Source organism: Herbiconiux sp. 11R-BC (assembly GCF_049472555.1).
Lineage (GTDB): Bacteria > Actinomycetota > Actinomycetes > Actinomycetales > Microbacteriaceae > Herbiconiux.
This window is the reverse complement of record NZ_JBCEBO010000007.1, coordinates 69,201-90,953: the sequence shown is the minus strand read 5'-3', so window position 1 is coordinate 90,953 and position 21,753 is coordinate 69,201. Positions and strand designations below refer to the sequence as shown.

At 69.5% G+C, this 21,753-nt stretch carries 20 protein-coding genes and 2 tRNA genes; 11 read left to right on the top strand and 11 right to left on the bottom strand.

All coding sequences use genetic code 11. The features are described 5' to 3' along the window. Positions 1–1,713, top strand: a complete 1,713-nt coding sequence (locus tag VD659_RS15785) for an amidohydrolase (protein WP_423262006.1) — start codon at positions 1–3, stop codon at positions 1,711–1,713. A 95-nt stretch (positions 1,714–1,808) separates the two neighbouring features. On the opposite strand, the gene VD659_RS15780 is transcribed toward VD659_RS15785, so the two are convergent. From VD659_RS15780 to VD659_RS15770, 3 genes are all read right to left on the bottom strand, one after another. Then, positions 1,809–2,294, bottom strand: a complete 486-nt coding sequence (locus VD659_RS15780) for a Dps family protein (protein WP_137836173.1) — start codon at positions 2,292–2,294, stop codon at positions 1,809–1,811. A gap of 94 nt (positions 2,295–2,388) precedes the next feature. Then, complete coding sequence (locus VD659_RS15775; protein ID WP_423262005.1) at positions 2,389–3,207, bottom strand: nitroreductase family protein; 819 nt, start codon at positions 3,205–3,207, stop codon at positions 2,389–2,391. A gap of 2 nt (positions 3,208–3,209) precedes the next feature. Further along, the gene (locus VD659_RS15770) at positions 3,210–3,551 is read right to left on the bottom strand and encodes a hypothetical protein (protein WP_423262004.1); all 342 of its coding nucleotides are present in this window, start codon (positions 3,549–3,551) and stop codon (positions 3,210–3,212) included. A gap of 125 nt (positions 3,552–3,676) precedes the next feature. On the opposite strand from VD659_RS15770, the gene VD659_RS15765 reads away from it, so the two are divergent. Beyond that, complete coding sequence (locus VD659_RS15765) at positions 3,677–5,077, top strand: hypothetical protein (protein ID WP_423262003.1); 1,401 nt, start codon at positions 3,677–3,679, stop codon at positions 5,075–5,077. Here the strand turns inward: VD659_RS15765 and VD659_RS15760 are convergent. The 3 genes from VD659_RS15760 to VD659_RS15750 all read right to left on the bottom strand — a co-directional run bounded on the left by VD659_RS15760 (position 5,074) and on the right by VD659_RS15750 (position 6,444). Then, the gene (locus VD659_RS15760; RefSeq protein ID WP_423262002.1) at positions 5,074–5,952 is read right to left on the bottom strand and encodes an LLM class F420-dependent oxidoreductase; all 879 of its coding nucleotides are present in this window, start codon (positions 5,950–5,952) and stop codon (positions 5,074–5,076) included. The two genes, VD659_RS15765 and VD659_RS15760, sit on opposite strands and share 4 nt — an antisense overlap. A 57-nt stretch (positions 5,953–6,009) precedes the next feature. Continuing rightward, positions 6,010–6,339 carry a hypothetical protein gene (locus VD659_RS15755; RefSeq protein WP_423262001.1) on the bottom strand — a complete coding sequence of 110 codons (330 nt, stop codon included), beginning with the start codon at positions 6,337–6,339 and terminating at the stop codon, positions 6,010–6,012. 34 nt (positions 6,340–6,373) lie between these two features. Continuing rightward, positions 6,374–6,444: transfer RNA gene (locus VD659_RS15750), tRNA-Gly, on the bottom strand. A 106-nt stretch (positions 6,445–6,550) separates the two neighbouring features. Here VD659_RS15750 and VD659_RS15745 point away from each other — a divergent pair. The 7 genes from VD659_RS15745 (at position 6,551) to VD659_RS15715 (ending at position 12,838) form a co-directional block, all read left to right on the top strand. Continuing rightward, positions 6,551–6,625: transfer RNA gene (locus tag VD659_RS15745), tRNA-Pro, on the top strand. Positions 6,626–6,682: 57 nt separating this feature from the next. Next, on the top strand, positions 6,683–8,041 hold the full coding sequence (gene tig, locus VD659_RS15740) for a trigger factor (protein WP_423262000.1): 1,359 nt from the start codon (positions 6,683–6,685) through the stop codon (positions 8,039–8,041). A gap of 160 nt (positions 8,042–8,201) precedes the next feature. Further along, a complete protein-coding gene (locus VD659_RS15735) occupies positions 8,202–8,795 on the top strand; it encodes an ATP-dependent Clp protease proteolytic subunit (protein WP_137836167.1) in 594 nt (197 codons plus the stop codon). Between the two features lie 33 nt (positions 8,796–8,828). Next, positions 8,829–9,494: an ATP-dependent Clp protease proteolytic subunit gene (locus VD659_RS15730; RefSeq protein ID WP_423261999.1), complete on the top strand. Its 666-nt coding sequence runs from the start codon at positions 8,829–8,831 to the stop codon at positions 9,492–9,494. 30 nt (positions 9,495–9,524) lie between these two features. Further along, positions 9,525–10,259 (top strand): AAA family ATPase, encoded by a 735-nt coding sequence (locus VD659_RS15725; RefSeq protein WP_423261998.1) that lies wholly within the window; start codon positions 9,525–9,527, stop codon positions 10,257–10,259. 90 nt (positions 10,260–10,349) lie between these two features. Further along, positions 10,350–11,627: an ATP-dependent Clp protease ATP-binding subunit ClpX gene (gene clpX / locus VD659_RS15720; protein ID WP_137836164.1), complete on the top strand. Its 1,278-nt coding sequence runs from the start codon at positions 10,350–10,352 to the stop codon at positions 11,625–11,627. After that, positions 11,624–12,838 carry a benzoate/H(+) symporter BenE family transporter gene (locus VD659_RS15715; RefSeq protein WP_423262133.1) on the top strand — a complete coding sequence of 405 codons (1,215 nt, stop codon included), beginning with the start codon at positions 11,624–11,626 and terminating at the stop codon, positions 12,836–12,838. Before clpX ends, VD659_RS15715 begins: the two co-directional genes overlap by 4 nt. Before the next feature lie 152 nt (positions 12,839–12,990). On the opposite strand, the gene VD659_RS15710 is transcribed toward VD659_RS15715, so the two are convergent. From VD659_RS15710 to VD659_RS15695, 4 genes are all read right to left on the bottom strand, one after another. Continuing rightward, positions 12,991–13,233, bottom strand: a complete 243-nt coding sequence (locus VD659_RS15710; protein WP_423261997.1) for a hypothetical protein — start codon at positions 13,231–13,233, stop codon at positions 12,991–12,993. Beyond that, entirely contained in the window at positions 13,233–13,679 is a 447-nt protein-coding gene (locus VD659_RS15705; RefSeq protein ID WP_423261996.1) for a GNAT family N-acetyltransferase, read from the bottom strand. The genes VD659_RS15710 and VD659_RS15705 overlap by 1 nt, the downstream gene beginning before the upstream one ends. A 23-nt stretch (positions 13,680–13,702) precedes the next feature. Next, a complete protein-coding gene (gene valS / locus VD659_RS15700; protein ID WP_423262132.1) occupies positions 13,703–16,306 on the bottom strand; it encodes a valine--tRNA ligase in 2,604 nt (867 codons plus the stop codon). Between the two features lie 154 nt (positions 16,307–16,460). Then, positions 16,461–18,296, bottom strand: a complete 1,836-nt coding sequence (locus tag VD659_RS15695) for a phosphoenolpyruvate carboxykinase (GTP) (protein WP_423261995.1) — start codon at positions 18,294–18,296, stop codon at positions 16,461–16,463. Positions 18,297–18,460: 164 nt separating this feature from the next. On the opposite strand from VD659_RS15695, the gene VD659_RS15690 reads away from it, so the two are divergent. After that, positions 18,461–19,903 carry a helix-turn-helix transcriptional regulator gene (locus VD659_RS15690; RefSeq protein WP_137836160.1) on the top strand — a complete coding sequence of 481 codons (1,443 nt, stop codon included), beginning with the start codon at positions 18,461–18,463 and terminating at the stop codon, positions 19,901–19,903. On the opposite strand, the gene VD659_RS15685 is transcribed toward VD659_RS15690, so the two are convergent. After that, positions 19,900–20,940, bottom strand: a complete 1,041-nt coding sequence (locus VD659_RS15685; RefSeq protein ID WP_423261994.1) for an App1 family protein — start codon at positions 20,938–20,940, stop codon at positions 19,900–19,902. The two genes, VD659_RS15690 and VD659_RS15685, sit on opposite strands and share 4 nt — an antisense overlap. 154 nt (positions 20,941–21,094) lie before the next feature. Between VD659_RS15685 and VD659_RS15680 the strand changes: the two genes are divergently transcribed. Then, the gene (locus VD659_RS15680; protein ID WP_423261993.1) at positions 21,095–21,697 is read left to right on the top strand and encodes a TetR/AcrR family transcriptional regulator; all 603 of its coding nucleotides are present in this window, start codon (positions 21,095–21,097) and stop codon (positions 21,695–21,697) included. Positions 21,698–21,753 lie beyond the last annotated feature (56 nt).

The following is a 21,753-nucleotide window of genomic DNA, read 5'->3' as shown; positions in this document are numbered from 1 at the left end:
GTGGGCGGAGAAGTCGTCGGCGCCGGGCCGGGCGCGCTGCTGCTGCGCAACGCGCGCGTGCTGCGCGAGGGCATCTTCAGCGAGCCGGTCGACGTCGAGATCCGCGACGGCGTCGTGACAGCCATCGGTGCCCACGCGACCGGTGGCTCGGAGGACGCCTCCGGCCTCGAGGAGATCGATCTCGAGGCACGCTGGCTGGTGCCGGGCCTCTGGGACAACCACGTGCACTTCAGCCAGTGGGCAGCCGTCGCGCGCCGGCTCGATGTCTCGACGGCGACCTCGGCCGCTGAGGCGGCGGCCGCGGTGCGGCGAGCTCTCGTCGCCGAAGCGGGCGGCGTTGCCGGCTCGGATGCTGCATCCGGCACGAACGGGGTCGCCGGCATCGGCGCACCGGAGGACGCAGCGGTTTCGGGCTCCGGGGAGGACGACGAGTCGGCGTCGGCGTCGGCGTCGGCCTCGGACGCCGGCGTGCTCGTGGGCTTCGGGTTCCGCGACGGACTCTGGCCCGACGAACCCACCGCCGCGCTCCTCGACGCCGTCGCGGGTCCCCGTGCGGTGGTGCTCGTGAGCGGCGACCTGCACTGCTGCTGGCTCGACTCGGCCGCGCTCGCGCTGTTCGGCCTGGCTGGGCATCCCACCGGGGTGCTCCGCGAGGAGGAGGCGTTCGCGGTGCAGCGCGCGCTCGACGACGTGCCCGCCGCCACCGTCGATCAGTGGGCGCTCGAAGCCGCCCGAGCTGCGGCCGCCCGGGGAGTGGTCGGCATCGTCGACCTCGAGATGTCCTGGAACGCGGAGGTCTGGGCGCGGCGCACGGCCGCCGGCCACGACCTGCTCCGGGTGGAGTTCGGCGTCTACCCCCAGCACCTCGATCGCGCCGTCGCCGAGGGCCTGCGCACGGGCATGCCGCTCGCCCCGGCGGAGCCCCCGACTGCGACGGATGCGCCCGCCGCGACGGATGATCCGCCCGGCCGGAGTCCCGCATCCGGTGCCCTCGTGCACGTGGGGCCGTTCAAGGTGATCACCGACGGATCGCTCAACACCCGCACCGCCTACTGCTTCGACGAATACCCGGGCCTCGAGGGGCAGCCGGGATCGCGCGGCCTGCTCACCGTGCCGCCCGAGGAGCTCTCGGAGCTACTCGTGCGCGCCACCGAGGCGGGCTTCGTTCCCGCCGTGCACGCGATCGGCGACCACGCCAACCGCCTGGTGCTCGACGCCTTCGAGAGTCTCGGCTGCGGCGGCTCCCTCGAACACGCACAGCTGCTCGCCGAGACCGACGTTCCCCGCTTCGCGGCGCTCGGCGTCACGGCGAGCGTGCAGCCCGAGCACGCGATGGACGACCGCGACGTGGCCGAGCGCTACTGGGCGGGCCGCACGGGGCGCTCCTTCGCGCTCGGCTCGTTGCTGGCGGCCGGTGCCACGCTCGCGCTGGGCTCGGATGCGCCGGTCGCGCCGCTGGATCCGTGGATCACGATGGCTGCCGCGGTCGGCCGCGAACGCGACGGTCGGGAGCCCTGGCACCCCGAGCAGCGCATCCCGGCCACGGCCGCGCTCGCCGCGTCGGCGCGAGGCCGTACGGGCATCCGGGTGGGAGACCTCGCCGACCTCGCCGTGACCGACGCCGACCCGCTCACCGCGACCCCGGCCGCCCTCCGCACCCTGCCGGTCGCCCTCACCCTCCTCGCGGGCCGCCCCACCCACCGCGCCCTCTAGCCCCTCGGCCCCACCTCGCCGAGCCGACAAAAAACGCCCAAACCCGAAGGATTGGACGTTCTTCTGACGGCTCGACGCCCGCGGGGGGCGCGACCTTACGCGGCGATGTGCGCGAAGAGGAACCAGCGGTCCTTGTCGAGGCCGCGGGCGATCTCGATCGCGACGTCCTGCGAGGTGGGGTCGATGTCGCCGAGCTCCTTGACCGCCTTGTTCACGACGGCGAGGGCCACGTCGATCTGCTCGATGATGGTGGCGATGACGGCATCCGACTTCTGGAAGCCGGCCGGCATCTTCTCGGCCTTCGTCTTCTCGGCCACGGTCTGGATGCGGGCGTCGATCGGCAGGCCCAGCGCAACGACGCGCTCGGCGGCGGTGTCGGCGTAGTCCTGCGCGTGGTCGACCACCGAGTCGAGCAGCTCGTGCACGCCGATGAAGTTCGCGCCGCGCACGTGCCAGTGGGCCTGCTTGCCGTTCACGGCGAGGGCCTGGAGTTCGATGACCACGGGGCCGAGGAACTGCGCGGCGGCGGCCGCGACATCCGGGCTGGTGGTGCTGGTGGGGGTGGTGATGACCTCAGTCATGGCGGTGTCCTTCCGATTCCCTATGCCTCAACGCTACTCAGCCTGGTTTGTTCCGCAAGCAAGCTGAGGCTGGGCTAAAGCAGGTGAGGCTCGGCTAAACGCCCGGTCGAGGCCGGTTCTCGTCGGCGTCCCAGCCGAGCTCGGGGGTGTCGCAGCTGTCGCGGAACACATACTGCGAGGGCCGTTTGCGCTCGTGGCTCGACCAGTCGATGGCGGGGCGCTGGGCGTCGGCAGGCAGATAGCCGAGGCGGTACACCGCCATGAGCTCGAGGTCGTCGGGCACGCGCAGCAGCTCCTCGATCAGCGCCCACTTGCCGGGCACCTCCATCGGGAACGACACGAACTGGATGCCCATGCCGAGCTCCGCCGTGGTGAGCCAGACGTTCTCCATCGCGGCACCCATGCTGAAGACCGAATAGAACGACGACAGCTCGCCCGGCCGGTACTCCGCACGGTCGAGCATCACGCCGAGCAGCAGGGGAGACCCGGCCACGAGCCTGCGGTTCTCCTCGCCGAGGGTCTGCGGCACCCGGAAGGCGTTCATGAGCTTCTGCCCGCGCTTGGTGAACACCTGACCCGTGAACGGGCGCAGGGCGGCAGGGAGCTTGTCGAAGAGCATCCCGCTCCTCTTCTCCTGCATCTCGGCCGCGCTGAACCGGAAATACGGCTTGTAGCGCTCGAAGAAGCTGCCGTTCGACATGGCCTCGGTCATGCTCTCGCCGCTGATCCGGGCGATGCGCTCGATGGAGTCGCGGTTCTCCACGATCACGAAGCGCCACGGCTGGCTGTTCAGCTGCGAGGGCGCGCGGCCGGCCACCTCCATCAGCAGACGCTGGTGCTCGCGGCTCACCGGGTCGGGGCGGAACGGGCCGTTCGTGGTCTTGCGGCGGCGCACCACGTCGAGGAACTCCATGCCTACCTCCGGGAGAGAACGAGCGCGGCGGCGAAGAACGGCGCCGCCGTGAGGGCGACGAGCGGATGCGCGCGCGTGCGGGCGCTCACCCGCGGCACCAGGGTGAGCGGCACCGCGGCGGGCAGCAGGGCGAGGGCGGCCCGGATGCGGGCGTCGCGCCCCGCGCCGGGCAGCAGAGCGGAGGCGGCCGCGGTCGCCGCGAGCGCACAGGTGGCGATGTAGAGGGCGTGATGCACCCAGCGGATGCGCCGGGTGTCGACGAGCCCGAGGGCGACCGATGCACCGAGGGCGCAGTTCGCCGCGTAGCTCGCCGACGCAGCGACGAACAGGGGCTGCGGTGACATGGCGTCAGACTACGCGAACGGCACGTGCGGGCAAGCGGGGGTGCGCATCCGGGCGTGGCGCCCGTCCTCTGCGTGCCGTGGCGGCGCGCATGCGGGGGTCCAGGCAGGGTGCCACACTGGGAGCGATGACGAACCCTCCCGAGCCCGGTCGGCCGCGCTCCCCGCGCCAGGAATCGCCGAAGGCGGCCGTGCCGCCGCTGCCGCCCCTGCCGGGTGAGCCTCCGGCGTCGGCCCGTCCGGATCTGCCGGCAATGCCGCCGATTCCGGCGGCTCCTCACCCGGGCGCTGTAGGTGCGGCCGAGGTTCCCGCGGAGGGGAACGCTCCCGATCTGCCGGCCACGCCGCCCGGGATCGATCCGGCCGCGCCCGGTGTGCCCGGGGTAGCGCCGAGTACTCCGCCGACGGGTCCGGATGCACCGAGCGTCCCTGTCGGGACGAACCCTTCGGATGCGCTGACGGCGCCGACGGGGATCGATCCGGCCGCGCCTGGTGCGCCCGAGGTACCGCCGAGTACCCCGCCGACGGGTCCGGATGCACCGAGCATCCCTGTCGGGCCGAACGCTCCGGATGCGCCGACGGCGCCGACGGGGATCGATTCGGCCGCGCCCGGCGCCCAGCCCAAGGTTCCCGGGGCCGAGAGCACCCCGGGCCCGCCCGCGCCCGCCCTCGCCGATCAGCGCGCCGCGACGCCTTTCGGTGCCGGGCATCCCGACGACGCCATACCGTCCGTTCCGGCCGCGACGGCCGCGTCGACGCCCCTCTCTTCGCCGCCGGCCGCGACCCTGGGTCACCGTGGCGCGGCGCCCGCCCGCCCGCGAGCCGTCGACGCCCTCGCCCTCGCGGCCGTCGTGATCGGCGGTCTCGCTTTCGTCGGCGCGTTCGTGCCCTTCGTCAACTACGGCTCGTGGCTCCTCGCGCTGATCGGCCTGATCCTCGGCATCGTCGCGCTGGTGCGCCGGGGCCGCGGCAGAGGCCTCGCGCTCTCCGGAACCATCCTCTCGGGCGTCGCGCTCATCCTCTCGGTCGTGCTCGCCCTCGTCTACACCGTCGGCTTCGTCACGAGCGCGGTGCAGTCGGCGGGGTCGAACCTCTCCGCGGCGGAGCCGGGCGCCGGCCAGACCGCTCCCGACGGCGCGGCGGTCGACGTGATCCCCGCGACGTTCGGTCAGGTCGTGACCTACGACGACGGGATGCGCATCTCGGTCAGCGAGCCGGCCCCCTTCACCCCCTCCGCGTCAGGAGTGGGCGCCGATCAGGCCTCGGAGCTCGCGTTCACGGTCGAGATCTACAACGGAACCGGAGCCGACTACCAGCCGCTGCCCACGTCTGGCGTCACCTCGAAGGGCGTCACGGGTTCCCCGATCGTCGACCCCGCAAACGGGATGTCCGGCATGCCGCCGGTCGCCGTCATCCCGGCGGGGCAGACCGTGACCTACGTGGAGGGCTACTCGGTGGCCGACCCGAACGACGTCAGCTACGACGTGGCTCCCGGCTTCGAGTACACGACGGCGCGCTTCAGGTTCTAACCGGCAACGGCTTCCTGGAGACCCGACGCCTCCTCGACCACCGAGCCCACGAGCTCCACCATGCGCAGCGGGTCGGGGCCGCCGGGCATCAGATACACCACGGTGAAGCCGAGTGCCGCCGCGTCGCGGAGCGTGCCGAGCAGGTCGTCACGGCTGGTCCCGGGCGGGATGCCGGCGATCGCGGTCTTCTCCACGGTGGCGTAGTCGCGGCCGAGGTCGTCGCAGTGCCGCTGCAGCACCTCGAGCTTGTGGGCGGTGACGGGCGCGATGCCGAGGTTGCAGGCATCCGCGTACTGGGCGACGAGCCGAAGGGTCTTTCGTTCGCCACCGCCGCCGATCATGAGGTAGGGGCGCGGGCGGGTGAGGTTCTGGGGTGAGTTGAGCGTGCGGGCCAGCGTGTAGTGCTCGCCGTCGAAGGGCCCCTCGTCGTCGCTCCACATCTGCAGGCAGATCCGCAGGGTCTCCTCGAGGCGCTCGAAGCGTTCCTTCGTGGGCGGGAAGTCGAGGCCGAGGCCGAGCGACTCCTCCTCGTTCCAGGCGGCGCCGATGCCGAGTCCGGCGCGGCCGCCGCTCAGCACGTCGAGCGTGGAGATCTGCTTGGCGAGGAGTCCGGGCGCGCGGTAGGTGACCCCGGTGACGAGGGTGTGCAGCAGCACCTTCTCGGTGTGGGCGGCGAGGAAGCCGAGGGTCGTGTAGGCCTCGAGCATGTCGTTCTCGACCGGCCCGACGCCCCCGATCTGCCAGAGGTGGTCCATCACGGTGAGCCGGGCGACGCCCACCGCCTCCGATTCGCGGGCGACGCGGGCCAGAGTGGGGGCGAGCTGTTGCGGGCCGCCGTCGTAGGTGAAGTTCGCGAGATGAATGCCGAGTTCCATGCTCCGGATGCTACGCCCCGCGCCGGGGAGCAGTGCGCGTTCCGACAGGCAGCGGTGTCACCCCATCGTCGTGATGTTGATGACGAGCAGCACGATGTACCCGATCGCCCCCAGCGTCGACAGCACCAGCGCTGCGATCGACATTCCGAACCCGGGCTTGACGCCTTCCGGGGTTCGGCGCAGAAGCGCATGGCGCACGCCGATGCCGCCGGAGATCCATCCGATGACCGACGCAATCAGGAACAGGTTCAAGAAGAGCGAGACGACCCCCGCCACCAAGCCGGCGACCGCGAACGGATACGAGAAGTTCGGCCCGACGTCGCTCACGGGATCTGATCCCGGCCGATTCACGACCTTCTTCGGTCGCGGGGGTTCTTCGGCAGTCATGCAAGAACTCTATGGCGAAGCTGAGCGCCGGCGGAGGGGATGACGGGAATCGAACCCGCGTGATCAGTTTGGAAGACTGAGGCTCTACCATTGAGCTACATCCCCGCGCAGGGCACGAAGGCCCAGGCACCCGAACATCGTAGTACAGCTTCACAGGTGCTGTGTGCCGGGCCTGCCAGGTGCGGTAGAGTTGCCGAGGCCATTTCGCCGCCGGGGCGTAGCTCAGCTTGGCTAGAGCGCCCGCTTTGGGAGCGGGAGGTCGCAGGTTCGAATCCTGTCGCCCCGACACGACGCCGAACCTCAACATTTCAATCAGCCAGATGGCATCAGGAGATACCTCAACGTGAAGACCACGGTCGAAAAGCTCAGCCCCACGCGTGTGAAGATCGCGATCTTCGTCACCCCCGACGAGCTGAAGCCCAGCATCGATCACGCCTACAGCCACATCGCCGAATCCATCAACATCCCCGGATTCCGCAAGGGCAAGGTGCCGCCGCCCATCATCAACCAGCGCGTCGGCAAAGAGGCCGTGCTCGAGCACGCCGTCAACGACGGCCTCGACGGCTTCTACCGTGCCGCGGTCACCGAGAACGAGCTGCGCCCGCTCGGCCGCCCGCAGGCCGACATCGTCGAGTGGCCCAAGGCCGCCGACTTCTCCGGCGACCTCGAGCTCGCCATCGAGGTCGACGTGCGCCCCGAGATCGAGCTTCCCGACTACGAGGGCTTCGAGGTCACCGTGGAGCCCGCCGTCGTCGACGACGCCGCGGTCGAGGAAGAGCTCGAGCGCCTGCGCAGCCGCTTCGGCACGCTCGTGACGGTCGACCGCCCGGCCAAGACCGGCGACTTCGCCCAGCTCGACCTGGTCGCGACCGTCGACGACATCGAGGTCGACACCGCCTCGGGCATCTCCTACGAGATCGGCTCCGGCGAGCTGCTCGAGGGCATCGACGAGGCACTCGACACGCTCACCGCCGGTGAGACCACCACCTTCGAGGCGCCGCTGCTCGGCGGCGAGTACGCCGGCCGCGACGCCATCGTCACCGTCACGCTCAACTCCGTCAAGGAGCGCGAGCTGCCGGATGCCGACGACGACTTCGCGCAGATCGCCAGCGAGTTCGACACCCTGGCCGAGCTGAAGGCCGACCTCGCCACCCAGGTCGAGAAGCAGAAGGCCTTCGGGCAGGCCTCCGAGGCCCGCACCAAGATCGTCGAGTCGCTCCTGGCCAAGGTCGAGATCCCCGTTCCCCCGGCGCTCATCGAAGACGAGGTGCACCGCCACCTCGAGGGCGAGAACCGCCTCGAGGACGACGAGCACCGCGCCGAGGTCACCGAGTCGTCGACCAACACCTTCAAGACCCAGATCCTGCTCGACGCGGTCGTCGACAAGGAAGAGGTCAAGGTCTCGCAGGACGAGCTCACCCAGTACCTCGTGCAGTCCTCCGCCCAGTACGGCATGGACCCGAACGAGTTCGTGAAGATCCTCTCCGAGTCGAACCAGATCCCGGCGATGGTGGCCGAGGTCGCCCGCAACAAGGCGCTCGCCATCGTCCTGTCGAAGGCCAAGGTCGTCGACACCGACGGCAAGGCCGTCGACATCTCGGAGTTCACCACGCTGGCCGCCGACGGTGAGGGCGACAACCTGCTCGACGCCGACGACCACGCGGGCCACGACCACGGCGACCACGAGGGCCACTCGCACTAGTCGCCCCGGCTGCGGCCGACCCGAAGTCCCGAAGAGGGCCTGCATCCACCCGGATGCGGGCCCTCTTCGCGTCTTGCGGTCTGCCGACGGCGAACACGGGCCTCTGCGCGCGTTCCACCCAGTAGATTCAAACCACTGCAAGTGAATTGGAGCGACACACATGGCCGAAACGGCTCTCCCATCCAGCGTCTTCGACCGACTGCTGAAGGATCGCATCATCTGGCTCGGGTCCGAGGTTCGCGACGACAACGCGAACGAGATCTGCGCGAAGATCCTGCTCCTCGCGGCGGAAGACCCCGAGCGCGACATCTACCTCTACATCAACTCGCCCGGCGGCTCGATCACAGCCGGCATGGCGATCTACGACACCATGAAGTTCGTTCCGAACGACATCGTGACCGTGGGCATCGGAATGGCCGCCTCGATGGGGCAGTTCCTGCTCACCTCAGGCACCAAGGGCAAGCGCTACATCACGCCCAACGCCCGTGTTCTGCTGCACCAGCCGCACGGCGGGTTCGGTGGAACCTCCTCCGACATCCAGACCCAGGCGCAGCTCATCCTGAGCATGAAGCACACGCTGGCGAAGATCACCGCCGACCAGACGGGCAAGACCGTCGAGCAGGTCAACGAAGACGGTGACCGCGACCGCTGGTTCAGCGCGCAGGAGGCCCTCGAGTACGGCTTCGTCGACCACGTGCGCGAGTTCGCGACCGACGTCGTCGGCGGCGGCGGCACCATCGAAGAGAACAACTAGCAGCGGATCTCGAGAGAACAGGTAAACACACTCATGGAAACGCCCACTTTCGGTGCGAGCGCCTACCGCAACGGCACGGCGCCGAGCGACCGCTACATCCTCCCCAGCTTCGAGGAGCGCACGGCCTACGGCTTCAAGCGCCAGGATCCTTACGCGAAGCTCTTCGAAGACCGCATCATCTTCCTCGGCGTGCAGATCGACGACGCCTCGGCCGACGACGTGATGGCCCAGCTGCTCGTGCTCGAGTCGCAGGACCCGGATCGCGACATCGAGATGTACATCAACTCGCCCGGTGGCTCGTTCACCGCGATGACGGCCATCTACGACACGATGCAGTACGTGCGCCCCCAGATCCAGACCGTCTGCCTCGGCCAGGCGGCCTCCGCCGCGGCCGTGCTGCTCGCGGCCGGCACGCCGGGCAAGCGCCTCGCCCTGCCGAACGCGCGCATCCTGATCCACCAGCCGGCCACCGGCTCGGGCGGCGGCCAGGCCTCCGACATCGAGATTCAGGCCCGCGAGATCCTGCGGATGCGCGAGTGGCTCGAGTCGACCCTGTCGCACCACTCGAACCGCACGCTCGAGCAGGTCAACAAGGACATCGACCGCGACAAGATCCTCTCGGCCGAGGAGGCGCTGGAGTACGGCCTCATCGACCAGGTGCTCACCTCGCGCAAGAACGTGCCGGCGCTCGTCGGCTAGTTCAGCTCCCGCATCCGACGCGCTCCGACCATGCCCGATCAGGACTGGTTGACCGACAGCCGGGCCATCCGCACGATCTCCTTCTTCGCGGATGCCCCGGCTGTCGCCGGTTCGTGGCCCATGACGGTGCCCGCGGTGGCCCAGCTGAAGGGCGGTCTGGAGCTGGACCCGGGCGTCACGTTCCTGGTGGGCGAGAACGGCAGCGGCAAGTCGACGGTGCTCGAGGGCATCGCGATGGCCTTCGGCTTTCCCGCTGAGGGCGGGAGCCGCAACGGGGGAGCCGCCACGCGTTCGAGCGAGTCGCCGCTCGGCGAGTGGCTGAAGCTCGAACGCGGGCTCGTCGCACCGCGGTGGGGATTCTTCCTGCGCGCCGAGACGATGCACGGCTACTACAGCTACCTCGAATCGCTGCCGGGATCGCCGGACGCCGACCTGCACGAGATGAGCCACGGCGAGTCGTTCCTCGCCCTGCTCGACCGCAAGATCGACTCGCCCGGCTTCTTCTGCCTCGACGAACCCGAGGCGGCGCTCTCGTTCGGCTCGACGCTGCGGTTCCTCGCCGACCTGGATGCGCTCGCCAAGGCGGGCGCGCAGATCGTGTGCGCCACGCACTCGCCGGTGTTGGCCTCGCTGCCGGGCGCGAGCATCCTCGAGTTCGGCGAGTGGGGCATCCGGCGGGCCGAGTGGGAGGAGCTCGAGGTGGTGCAGCACTGGCGCAGCTTCCTCGATTCGCCGCCCCGCTACCTGCGGCACCTTCTCGGGTGACGACCGGCCGCACCGAAAGTGGCGTGGTTGTCGTGGTGTGTCGGGGGTTCGGGTTAGGCTCGTGAGAACACAGCGATTAGGAGGCTGGGGATGGCACGCATAGGTGAGAGCGCCGACCTGCTCAAGTGTTCCTTCTGTGGCAAGAGCCAGAAGCAGGTGCAGCAACTCATCGCCGGTCCCGGCGTGTACATCTGCGACGAGTGCGTCGAGCTGTGCAACGAGATCATCGAAGAGCGTCTCTCGGAGGCCAGCGAAGAAGCGGCCGGCGAGTTCGAACTCCCGAAGCCGAAGGAGATCTACTCCTTCCTGGAGGAGTACGTCATCGGCCAAGACGCGGCGAAGCGCGCGCTGAGCGTGGCCGTCTACAACCACTACAAGCGCACGCGGGCCCGCACGGCCATCGTCTCGGCCGAGGCCCAGGCCTCCGAGGTCGAGATCGCGAAGAGCAACATCCTGCTGATCGGGCCCACCGGCTGCGGCAAGACCTATCTCGCGCAGACTCTGGCCAAACGCCTCAACGTGCCCTTCGCCGTAGCGGATGCGACGGCCCTCACCGAGGCGGGCTACGTCGGTGAAGACGTCGAGAACATCTTGCTCAAGCTCATCCAGGCCGCCGACTACGACGTCAAGCGCGCCGAGACCGGCATCATCTACATCGACGAGGTCGACAAGATCGCCCGCAAGGCCGAGAACCCGTCGATCACGCGCGACGTGTCGGGCGAGGGCGTGCAGCAGGCGCTGCTCAAGATCCTCGAGGGCACCGTGGCCTCGGTGCCGCCGCAGGGCGGCCGCAAGCATCCGCACCAGGAGTTCATCCAGATCGACACCACGAACGTGCTGTTCATCGTGGCGGGCGCCTTCGCGGGGCTCGAGGAGATCATCTCGCAGCGCGCCGGCAAGCGCGGCATCGGCTTCAACTCGCCGCTCTACAGCAAGAAGGCCGACGCCAACCTCTTCGGAGAGGTGCTCCCGGAAGACCTGCACAAGTTCGGTCTGATCCCCGAGTTCATCGGGCGCCTCCCCGTGGTCACCACGGTGACCCCGCTCGACCAGAGCGCTCTGATGCAGATCCTCACCGAGCCGCGCAACGCGCTCGTGCGGCAGTACCAGCGCATGTTCGAGCTCGACGGCGTCGAACTCGAGTTCGAGACCGACGCCCTCGAAGCGATCGCCGACCTCGCCGTGCTGCGGCAGACCGGTGCTCGCGGCCTCCGCGCCATCATGGAGGAGGTGCTCGGGCCCATCATGTTCGAAGTGCCTTCGACCGACGAGGTCGCCACCGTCATCGTCACCCGCGAGGCCGTGCTCGAGAACGCTGCTCCCACGATCGTGCCGCGCAAGGCCCGGCGAGAAGAGAAGTCCGCCTGAGCGAGGGTGGTCCCGGCGCCGTCGCGCCGGGCGCCTCGATCGCGCAGCCCATCTCGGCGGGCATCGTCTCGGCGATCACCGGTTTCGCGAGTTCCTTCGTTCTCGTGATCGCCGGCCTCCGAGCGGTCGGGGCATCGGATGCTCAGGCTGCGAGCGGGCTGCTGGCCGTCTGCGTGCTCAGCGGCATCTGCTGCATCGTGCTCGCCAGCTCGTTCCGCATGCCCATCTCCTTCGCCTGGTCCACCCCCGGGGCGGCCCTGCTGGTGGCGGCCGGCGCCACCACCGACGACTTCTCGGCGGCCACCGGCGCCTTCCTCGTCTGCGGCGTGCTCATCCTGCTCTGCGGCTTGTGGCCCCTGCTCGGTCGTGCGATCACGAGCATCCCGCGGCCGCTCGCGAGCGCGATGCTCGCGGGCATCCTGTTCCCGATCTGCCTGGCGCCCATCACGGCGGCCGTGCAGATCCCCTGGCTCGCCCTCCCGGTGATCGTGACCTGGCTGATCTGCTTCCGTTTCGCCCCGCGCTGGGCGGTGCCGGCGGCGATGCTGGTGGCGGCGATCGGCATCGGCATCACGGCCGGCACCGGCTGGCTCGGCAACGCCGGCGTGCTGCCGGAAGTGACCTTCGTGCTGCCGCACTTCGACCCGCTCGTGATCGTGAGTCTCGGGCTGCCGCTGTTCATCGTGACGATGGCCGGCCAGAACGTGCCCGGTTTCGCCGTGATGTCGACCTTCGGCTACGCGGTGCCGCCCCGGCCCCCGCTTCTCGCCTCCGGACTCGGCACGATCGTCGGCTCGTTCTTCGGCGGGCACGCCGTCAACCTCGCGGCGATCACCGCCGCTCTCATGGCCGGCCCCGACTCGCATCCCGACCGCTCGAAGCGCTGGGTCGCCACGGTCACGAGCGGCATCGGCTTCATCGTGTTCGGGCTCGCCGCCGGAGTCGCCACGGCGCTCATCTCGGCCGCGCCGCCGATACTCATCACCGCGGTCGCCGGCCTCGCGCTGCTCGGGGCCCTGGTGGCGGCGATCGCGACCGCCATCGAGAACCCGGCGCACCGCATCCCGGCCGCGGCCACCTTCTTGGTGACCGCATCCGGGGTCACGATCGTGAGCATCGGCTCGGCGTTCTGGGGCTTGCTGGTGGGCGGCGTCATCATGCTCTGGAGCGCCTTCCCCGGGCGTCGGAGACGGTCGGCAGACCAAGCCTGAGATGCGCGCCTGTCACGCGGGAGAAGCCCACGCGGAGCTTGCACGACGGGGCGCGACCTTCGGTTCACGGATGCAGATATAACGAGGATCGACCCTGTATCCGGCGTCGGTGCGCGATACTCGCGCATCCGCTAACCGACTGCGCGGTGCGGTTACGAGCCGGGCGTGACCACCGCGGTGTCGTCGTCGGCGTCGTACTCGATGACGGTCTCGTCGTCGAGTTCCACCACGGGCTTGCCCTCGAGCCAGGTCAGGGTCCAGCTCCAGTCGGATGCGGCCACACCGGCCTCGGCGAGGTCACCCTCCACCTCGAAGATGGCGTCGATCACGGCCTGGGGGAGCCGCGACGGCGGCTCGTCGCCGACGAGCCAGCGGGTTCCGAGCTGAATCATCATCACAGCACCTTGTCGTAGGTGACCCACTGGGTCTTCTCGGCCACGGTCTTGTAGAGCGAGCGGGCGGTCTCGTTGTCCTTGGCCGTGATCCAGCGAACGATGCTCGCGCCGCGCGATCGGCCGACCTCCGCCACGCCCTCGATCAGCGCGCTCGCGATGCCCTGCTTGCGGTGGTCGGGCAGAACGAAGAGGTCGTCGAGGTAGATGCCGCGGCTGCCGGCGAGGGGCCGGGCGAACTCGCGGAAGTGGGCGAGGCCCACGACCTCGCCGGACTCGTCGACCGCCACCAGGCACTCGAGCTCGTTGGTCTCGTCGGTGATCCAGCTCCACACCAGCACGGCCTTCTCGTCGTGCAGCGGGGTCTCGTAGAACTCGCCGTAGCCGGAATAGACCGCGTACCACGGAAAGAACTCGTTCGGCTCGACGGGGCGGATCTGAACAGGCATCGTCGCCTCCTGGTTCGCGGTACTCACAGTGCGCCCTCCGGCTTCTCTTCGGGCGCTAGAACTATATCGCTCACCGCGAGCTCGGCCGCGTCGGCGAACCGCAGCTCGGCGATGCGGCCCACGGCCTCGAGGTCGGCGGCCGCGAGCCGGAGCAGCGCGATCTCTTCGGCGGGCCCGGCGATGACGGCCGAGGCCACCGGTGTCTTCTGCGAGGCCTTCGCGTCGGTCTTCGCGCGGCGGATGCCCACGAGGGCCTGGCCGGCGAGGCTCAGGATGCGCGGTTCGGGCGTGCCGGTGACGGCGACGCCGGCGGGCCACGCGCTGGTGGGCCAGGATGCGCGGTGCACCGAGTCGTCGTGCGTCCACGACCACACCTCTTCGGTGGCGAAGGGCAGGTAGGGGGCGAGCAGGCGCAGCATCACGTCGATCGCGGAGCGGAGAGCGAGAACGGCGGAGGCCTTCTCGGCGGGCTCGGCCTCGTCGCGGTAGGCCCGCTCCTTCACGAGTTCGAGGTAGTCGTCGCAGAACGTCCAGAAGAAGCGCTCGATGTTCTCCAGGGCCCGGGCGTGGTCATAGTTCGCAAGGTCGGCACCGGCTGCGGCGACCACCGCATCCAGTTCGGCGAGCATGCTCGCGTCGAGCGGGTTGACGATTCCGGCGGCCGCCGAGCCTGCGGGCAGCTCGAAGCCGTAGACGAACTTCGCCGCGTTCAGGATCTTGATGGCGAGGCGCCGCCCGATCTTGATCTGGGTGGGGTTCTTCTCGTCGAACGCCGCGTCGGTGCCGAGGCGCGAGGAGGCCGCCCAGTAGCGCACCGCATCCGAGCCGTGGGCCGCGAGGATATCGGCGGGCGTGACCACGTTGCCCTTCGACTTCGACATCTTCTTGCGGTCGGGATCGACGATGAAGCCCGAGAGGGCAGCGTGCTTCCACGGCTTCTCGTTCGTCTCCAGCGTCGAGCGGAGCATGGTGGAGAACAGCCAGGTGCGGATGATGTCCTGCCCCTGCGGCCGCAGGTCGAAGGGGAACACCATCCCGTAGAGCTCCTCGTCGCGCATCCAGCCGCCGGCCAGCTGCGGGGTGAGCGAGGAGGTGGCCCAGGTGTCCATCACGTCGACCTCGCCCTGGAAGCCGCCGGGCACGCCCCGCTGCTCCTCGGAGTAGCCGGGAGCCGCCTCCGAGGAGGGGTCGACCGGCAGGATGTCGGCGGTGGCGACGATCGGCTGGTCGAACACGGGGTTGCCGTCGCCGTCGAGCGGGTACCAGACCGGCAGCGGCACCCCGAAGAAGCGCTGGCGCGAGATGAGCCAGTCTCCGGTGAGACCGCCCACCCAGTTCTCGTAACGCACCTTCATGAACTCGGGGTGCCAGTCGAGCTCGTTGCCGAGCTCGATCAGGCGGGCGCGCAGCGTCTCGTCGCGTGCGCCGTTCTTGACGTACCACTGACGGGTCGACACGATCTCGAGCGGCCGGTCGCCCTTCTCGAAGAACTTCACGGGGTGGGTGATGGGCTTGGGCTCGCCGATCAGCTCGCCCGATTCGCGCAGCAGCTCCACCACGGCCTGCTTGGCCGAGAACACGGTCTTGCCGGCGAGCTGCGCATAGGCCTCACGGCCGGCCTCGGACGCGATGGCCAGGGGCGCCTCGCTCACGATGCGCCCGTCGAAGCCGATGATCGCGCGGTTGGGCAGGTCGAGGTCGCGCCACCAGATCACGTCGGTCAGGTCGCCGAAGGTGCAGATCATGGCGATGCCCGAGCCTTTGTCGGCCTGGGCGAGGTGGTGGGCCAGCACGGGCACCTCCACGCCGAACACGGGGGTGGTGACGGTGGTGCCGAAGAGTGCCTGGTAGCGCTCGTCATCCGGATGCGCCACGAGAGCCACACAGGCCGGGAGCAGTTCGGGGCGGGTCGTCTCGATGAAGACGTCTGAGCCGTCGGGCTTGTGGAAGGCGAGGCGGTGATAGGCGCCCGGCTGCTCCTTGTCCTCGAGCTCGGCCTGGGCCACCGCGGTGCGGAAGGTCACGTCCCACAGCGTCGGCGCCATGGCCTGGTAGGCCTCGCCGCGCTCGACGTTGCGCAGGAACGCGAGCTGGGATGCCGCCTGCGACTCGCGCGAGATGGTGCGGTAGGTCTGGGTCCAGTCGACCGAGAGGCCGAGGTCGCGCCAGAGAGACTCGAACTGCTTCTCGTCTTCGACCGTGAGGATCTCGCACAGCTCGATGAAGTTGCGGCGCGAGATGGGGATCTGGTCGGCCGCCTTCGACGACTTGTTGTCGCCGCCCTCGAAGGGAGGCGTGAAGTCGGGGTCGTAGGGGAGCGTGGGGTCGCAGCGCACGCCGTAGTAGTTCTGCACGCGGCGTTCGGTGGGCAGACCGTTGTCGTCCCAGCCGATGGGATAGAACACGTGCTTGCCGAGCATCCGCTGGAACCGCGCGATGACGTCGGTGTGCGTGTAGGAGAAGACGTGCCCGATGTGCAGCGACCCGGAGGCGGTCGGCGGCGGGGTGTCGATCGAGTAGACCGAATCGCGGGAGGCGCCCTCGCGGGGGAACAGGTAGGTTCCTTGCTCCTTCCAGCGTGCATCCCACTTCGCCTCGAGGCCTTCGAGAGCGGGCTTGTCGGGCATGCTGTTGGACACACTGGCCTCCTGGCGATATAGGCGGCACCGTGTCAGGTGAAGAGGTGCCTCACTGTAAGTCAGGCCAGTTTACGGGGGATTTCGCCGTTCCGGGGCGCCCAGGGGTGTCCGGAGCCCCGGAACGGCGGTCTGTGGCGCCCGCTCAGCGCAGGTGCGCCCGCAGCGACGCGAGTTCGTGCCGCAGCGGCGCCGGGATGCGCTGGCCGCCGAGCTCGTCGAAGTACGACGCGATCTCCTCGGCCTCCACGAGCCACGCCGAACGGTCGACGGCGAGCAGCGCCTGGAGCTGCTCGTAGCCGAGGTCGAGGCCGGCCACATCGATGTCGCGCACGAGCGGGAGCTTGCCGATCGGCGTCGAGATCGCGTCGAGCGACCCGTCGAGCCGGCCGACGATCCACTCGATCACGCGGGCGTTCTCGGAGAAGCCGGGCCAGAGGAAACGGCCGTTCTCGTCTTTGCGGAACCAGTTCACCTGGAACACGGGAGGCGCATCCGCCCCCAGCGTCTCGCCGATCTCGAGCCAGTGCGCGAAGTAATCGGCCATGTCGTAGCCGCAGAAGGGGAGCATCGCGAAGGGGTCGTGGCGCAGGCGGCCCACCGTGCCCTCGGCGGCGGCGGTGGTCTCCGAGGCCATGGTGGCGCCCATGAACACGCCGTGCGTCCAGTCGCGCGCCTGGGAGACGAGCGGCACCGTGCTCGGGCGGCGGCCGCCGAACACGATGGCGTCGATCACCACGCCCTCGGGCGAGTCCCAGTCGGAGGCGATCGAGGGGCACTGGTCGGCCGTCACGGTGAAACGGGAGTTCGGATGCGCGGCCGGGGTCGCGGCATCCGGTGTCCAGTCGTTGCCCTGCCAGTCGAGGAGGTGAGCGGGCGCCTGGGGGGTGAGGCCCTCCCACCACACGTCACCGTCGTCGCGCAGGGCCACGTTCGTGAAGATGGTGTTGCCCCACACGGTGTCGACCGCGGTGGGGTTGGTGGTGATGCCCGTGCCCGGGGCCACACCGAAGAAGCCGCGCTCGGGGTTGATGGCGCGCAGCTTGCCGTCGGGGCCGGGGCGCATCCAGGCGATGTCGTCGCCGATGGTCTCGACCTTCCAGCCCGGGATCGAGGGGTTCAGCATCGCGAGGTTCGTCTTGCCGCAGGCGGAGGGGAACGCCGCGGCGATGTGCCGCACGGTTCCGGCCGGTGGGGTGACCTTGATGATGAGCATGTGCTCGGCGAGCCAGCCTTCGTCGCGCGCCATCACGCTCGCGATCCGCAGGGCGAAGCACTTCTTGCCGAGCAGCGCGTTGCCGCCGTAGCCGGAGCCGAACGACCAGATCTCGCGGGTCTCCGGGAAGTGGCTGATGTACTTCGTGGGGTTGTGCGGCCAGGCCACGTCGGCGTGCCGCACGCCGGCGTCGTCGACGAGGGGGGCTCCCACCGAGTGGAGCGCGGGCACCCAGGGGGTCTCCGGGCCGATCAGGTCGAGGGCGCCGACCCCCATGCGCGTCATGAGCTGCATGCTCACGACCACGTAGGGGGAGTCGGTGAGCTGCACGCCGAGCTGCGAGATGGGGCCGCCGAGAGGCCCCATCGAGAACGGGACGACGTACATCGTGCGGCCGCGCATGCTGCCGGCGAACAGCTCGGTGAGCTCTTCGCGCATGACGAAGGGGTCTCGCCAGTTGTTCGTGGGGCCCGCGTCGGACTCGCGCTCGGAGCAGATGAAGGTGCGGTCCTCGACGCGCGCCACGTCGGCCGGGTCGCTGCGGGCGAGGAAGCTGTTGGGCCGCCACTCGGGGTTCAGTCGGATGAGCGTGCCCTGCGCCACCATCGACTTCGTGAGGGCGTCCCACTCCTGGGTGGAACCGTCGCACCAGACGATGCGGTCGGGCTTGGTGAGGGCGGCGACGTCGGCGACCCACTCGTTGACGGCCGGGTTGCGGCTCGGTCCTTCGACATCGGTCATGGGGGGCGTTTCGAGGAGGCTCATCGGCGAATCCTTCGTCTCGGTGGTGATCGGTTTCGGTGGTGATCGGTCTCGATGGTGATCGTGATTTCGGCAATCTGTGCTCTGTTCTTCCACTTTGACGAGTGGATGAGGTAAATTCCTGGAATTCCCACGGAAAGATTCAACGTTCTTTACACGGAGTGAATATGACGCAAGGAAGCGATCTCATCACGCTCGGCCGCCGCATCCGGCACCACCGGCGCGCCCGCGAACTCACGCTCGACCAGCTCGGAGCCCGAGTGGGCGTGGTCGGCAGCCAGCTCTCGCTGATCGAGAACGGGCGGCGCGAGCCGAAGCTCTCGTTGCTGCAGGCGCTCGCCGCCGAGCTCGGCGTGCCGCTCTCCGATCTGCTGAGCGACGAGGCCCCGGATGCGCGCACCGCCCTCGAGATCGAGCTCGCGAAGGCGCAGCAGGGCCAGCTCTACGCCTCCCTGGGTCTTCCCGTGGTGCCCGCCAGCCGCACCCTGCCGCTCGAGACGCTCGAGTCGCTCGTCGGGCTGCACCGCGAACTGCTGCGCCGGGCGACGCAGTCGATCGCGACCCCGGAGGAGGCTCGGCGAGCCAACACCGAGAACCGCCTCGGCATGCGCGCGAAAAACAACTACCTGCCGGCCCTCGAGCAGCTCGCCGAGGAGACCCTGGCGACCGTGGGGCACACCGGCGGAGCTCTCACCCATCGCAGCGTGTCACTCCTGGCGGAGAACCTCGGTTTCACGCTCATCTACGTCGACAACCTGCCGCACTCGGCGCGTTCGGTGACCGACCTCGAGAACGGGCGCATCTACCTGCCGCCCGCCTCGATCCCGGGCGGGCACGGTCTGCGGTCGATGGCGCTGCAGGCGATGGCCCACCGGCTGCTCGGGCACACGCCGCCGCAGAGCTACGCCGAGTTCCTGCAGCAGCGGCTCGAGATCAACTACTTCGCCGCCGCCTGCCTGATGCCGCAGACCCCCTCGGTGGCGTTCCTGCAGGCGGCGAAGCAGCGCAAGGACCTCTCGGTGGAGGACTTCCGAGACGCCTTCGGCGTCACGCACGAGGCCGCCGCGCTGCGCATGACGAACCTCGCCACCTCGCACCTCGACATGGAGGTGCACTTCCTGCGGGTGGGGGAGGACGGCGCCATCTACAAGGCCTACGAGAACGACGGCCTGCCGCTGCCCTCGGATGTGACGGGGGCGGTGGAGGGGCAGCTCGTGTGCCGCAAGTGGGCGGCGCGCGGCGCTCTGGGCCGCACGAACCGCACCACCGAGTTCTACCAGTACACCGACACCCCGGCGGGCACCTTCTGGTGCGCCACCCAGACCGGCAAGACCGAGGCGGGGGAGTTCTCCATCACCTTCGGGGTGCCGTTCACGGAGGCCAAGTGGTTCCGCGGGCGCGACACGCAGGGGCGCGTGCAGTCGACCTGCCCCGACGAGTCCTGCTGCCGCCGCCCGGCCTCGGAACTCGCCGAGAAGTGGTCGTCGAGCGCGTGGCCGAGCGCGAAGCTGCACGCGCACATCCTGTCGCCGCTGCCCTCCGGCAAGTTCCCGGGCGTCGACGAGAACGAGGTCTACCAGTTCCTCGAGGCTCACGCCGGCACGCTCTAGTCGAGTGCGCGCTTGAGCTTCTCGGAGAGGCCCGCGCCGTCAGGGGCGTAGACCCAGGGGACGGCGTTCTCGGCCGTGAGGTCGGTGCGGGAGCGTCCGCCGGCGAGCACGGCCTCGCTGGTGGAGAGCTGGCGGATGGCGATGGCCGCCACGTTCTGCGGGTGTTCGAGCGCGAACTCGCCGTAGATCTCCTCGTCGTGCTGGCCGTCGTCGCCGATGAGAACCCACCGGATGTCGGGGAACTCGCCCGCGAGCCGGCGCAGGTTCGTGGTCTTGTGCTCGCGTCCGTTGCGGAAGAAGCGATCGTGCGTCGGCCCCCAGTCGGTCAGGAGCAAGGGTCCGGTTGGGTAGAGGTTGCGGGAGAGGAACCGGCTGAGCGTCGGAGCCACGTTCCACGCTCCGGTGGAGAGGTAGATGACGGGGGCGCCCGGATGCTCCTTCGTCAGCCTCTCGAGGAACACCGCCATGCCCGGTGTCGGGGTGCGGGCGTGCACGTCGAGCACGAAGGTGTTCCAGAACGCGAGGAACGGGCGCGGCAGCGCGGTGACCATCACGGTGTCGTCGATGTCGCAGACGATGCCGAAGTCGGTGCCGGGCGCGACGATGCAGATCGGGGCCTGAACGGGCTCTGAGCCGGGGGTCACCATGGTGATGGTGTGCCAGCCGGGCTCGAGCTCGACGTCGACCGAGGCGTCCACGACACCCCCACGATCGGCCAGCACCGTGCGCACGATGCCCTCGACCTCGATGGTCACCTCCACGGCGCCGACGGGAACGCTCACGAAGCTCCGCCAGCCGCGCACCCGCTCCTCGCGGCGCTGGGCCTTGCGGGCCTGGCGCGATCCGGGTTTCGGCTGCTTGGTCAGCAGCACGCGCCCGAGCACGCGGATCCTGGATGTGGTGCCGTAGCCGGTGTACGGGATGACGGTCGGCACGCGGCCGGCCCGCCGGGCCCAGCCTTCACGGAACTCGTGGATCGCATCGTCGATGCGAGCCGCACGGTGCAGCCGGATTGCCGAGGCTGTCTCATCTGGCACGGCACCAGTCTGTCACGCCCCGCGGCGTGCCGAGGTAAGCCTGCATGCGACTGCCAGGGAGACGGAACTACACTTGGGTGTCGGGTTTCGGGAAGGGACGGGCGGAGTGGCATTCAACGACCTCATAAGCGGTGCTCTCACATCCACCGGGCAGGTGCGCAACGAACCGGTGCAGGCGCGGAGCAGTGAGCGCATCGGTGCGCTCCTCGACGCCGCATCGGCCGTCGTCGCCGAAGTCGGAATCGAACGACTCACCACCGCGATGGTCGCCGAGCGGGCGAACGCCTCGATCGGAACCGTCTACCGCTACTTCCCCGACCGCATCGCCGTGCTCAGCGCCATGAGCCTGCGCGGCTTCGAGCGCTTCCTCCGTCTGAGCGTCGAGAAGCTCGACGCCTCCCAGCCCACCTCGATGGAGGCGGCCTTCGACTCCCTGGTCGACGCCGCCGTCGAGATGCATCGCAGCGAGCCGGGCTACACCTCCATCCGTCTGAGCGACCAGATCGCCCTGCCCGAGGTCGACGGCGGTTCGGCCGCCTCGGCGCGCATCGCCGCACCGCTCGCGAAGATCTTCGTCGAGGAGCTCGGCGTCACCGACGAGCCCGGCCTCGTCGACCGGATCGACATCGCCCTCACCGTGGTCGATTCTCTGCTCGTTCGCGCCTTCATCATCGACAGCCGCGGCGACGCGGCCGCCATCGAGGCGTGTCGCCGCCTCGTCGGCACCATCCTCGCCGGGTCGACGGTCGCCGCCTGATCCCTCCTCGCCACCCATCCGGATGCGATGTCGGTGGCGAAGAGGATTATGACAAT

Coding starts and splice junctions, on each gene's coding strand:
- VD659_RS15780 (WP_137836173.1), bottom strand. CDS start 2,294: ATGACTGAGGTCATCACCACCCCCACCAGCACCACCAGCCCGGATGTC.
- VD659_RS15775 (WP_423262005.1), bottom strand. CDS start 3,207: ATGGAGTTCCTCGACGTGGTGCGCCGCCGCAAGACCACGAACGGCCCG.
- VD659_RS15770 (WP_423262004.1), bottom strand. CDS start 3,551: ATGTCACCGCAGCCCCTGTTCGTCGCTGCGTCGGCGAGCTACGCGGCG.
- VD659_RS15765 (WP_423262003.1), top strand. CDS start 3,677: ATGACGAACCCTCCCGAGCCCGGTCGGCCGCGCTCCCCGCGCCAGGAA.
- VD659_RS15760 (WP_423262002.1), bottom strand. CDS start 5,952: ATGGAACTCGGCATTCATCTCGCGAACTTCACCTACGACGGCGGCCCG.
- VD659_RS15755 (WP_423262001.1), bottom strand. CDS start 6,339: ATGACTGCCGAAGAACCCCCGCGACCGAAGAAGGTCGTGAATCGGCCG.
- VD659_RS15735 (WP_137836167.1), top strand. CDS start 8,202: ATGGCCGAAACGGCTCTCCCATCCAGCGTCTTCGACCGACTGCTGAAG.
- VD659_RS15730 (WP_423261999.1), top strand. CDS start 8,829: ATGGAAACGCCCACTTTCGGTGCGAGCGCCTACCGCAACGGCACGGCG.
- VD659_RS15725 (WP_423261998.1), top strand. CDS start 9,525: ATGCCCGATCAGGACTGGTTGACCGACAGCCGGGCCATCCGCACGATC.
- clpX (WP_137836164.1), top strand. CDS start 10,350: ATGGCACGCATAGGTGAGAGCGCCGACCTGCTCAAGTGTTCCTTCTGT.
- VD659_RS15710 (WP_423261997.1), bottom strand. CDS start 13,233: ATGATGATTCAGCTCGGAACCCGCTGGCTCGTCGGCGACGAGCCGCCG.
- VD659_RS15705 (WP_423261996.1), bottom strand. CDS start 13,679: ATGCCTGTTCAGATCCGCCCCGTCGAGCCGAACGAGTTCTTTCCGTGG.
- valS (WP_423262132.1), bottom strand. CDS start 16,306: ATGCCCGACAAGCCCGCTCTCGAAGGCCTCGAGGCGAAGTGGGATGCA.
- VD659_RS15695 (WP_423261995.1), bottom strand. CDS start 18,296: ATGAGCCTCCTCGAAACGCCCCCCATGACCGATGTCGAAGGACCGAGC.
- VD659_RS15690 (WP_137836160.1), top strand. CDS start 18,461: ATGACGCAAGGAAGCGATCTCATCACGCTCGGCCGCCGCATCCGGCAC.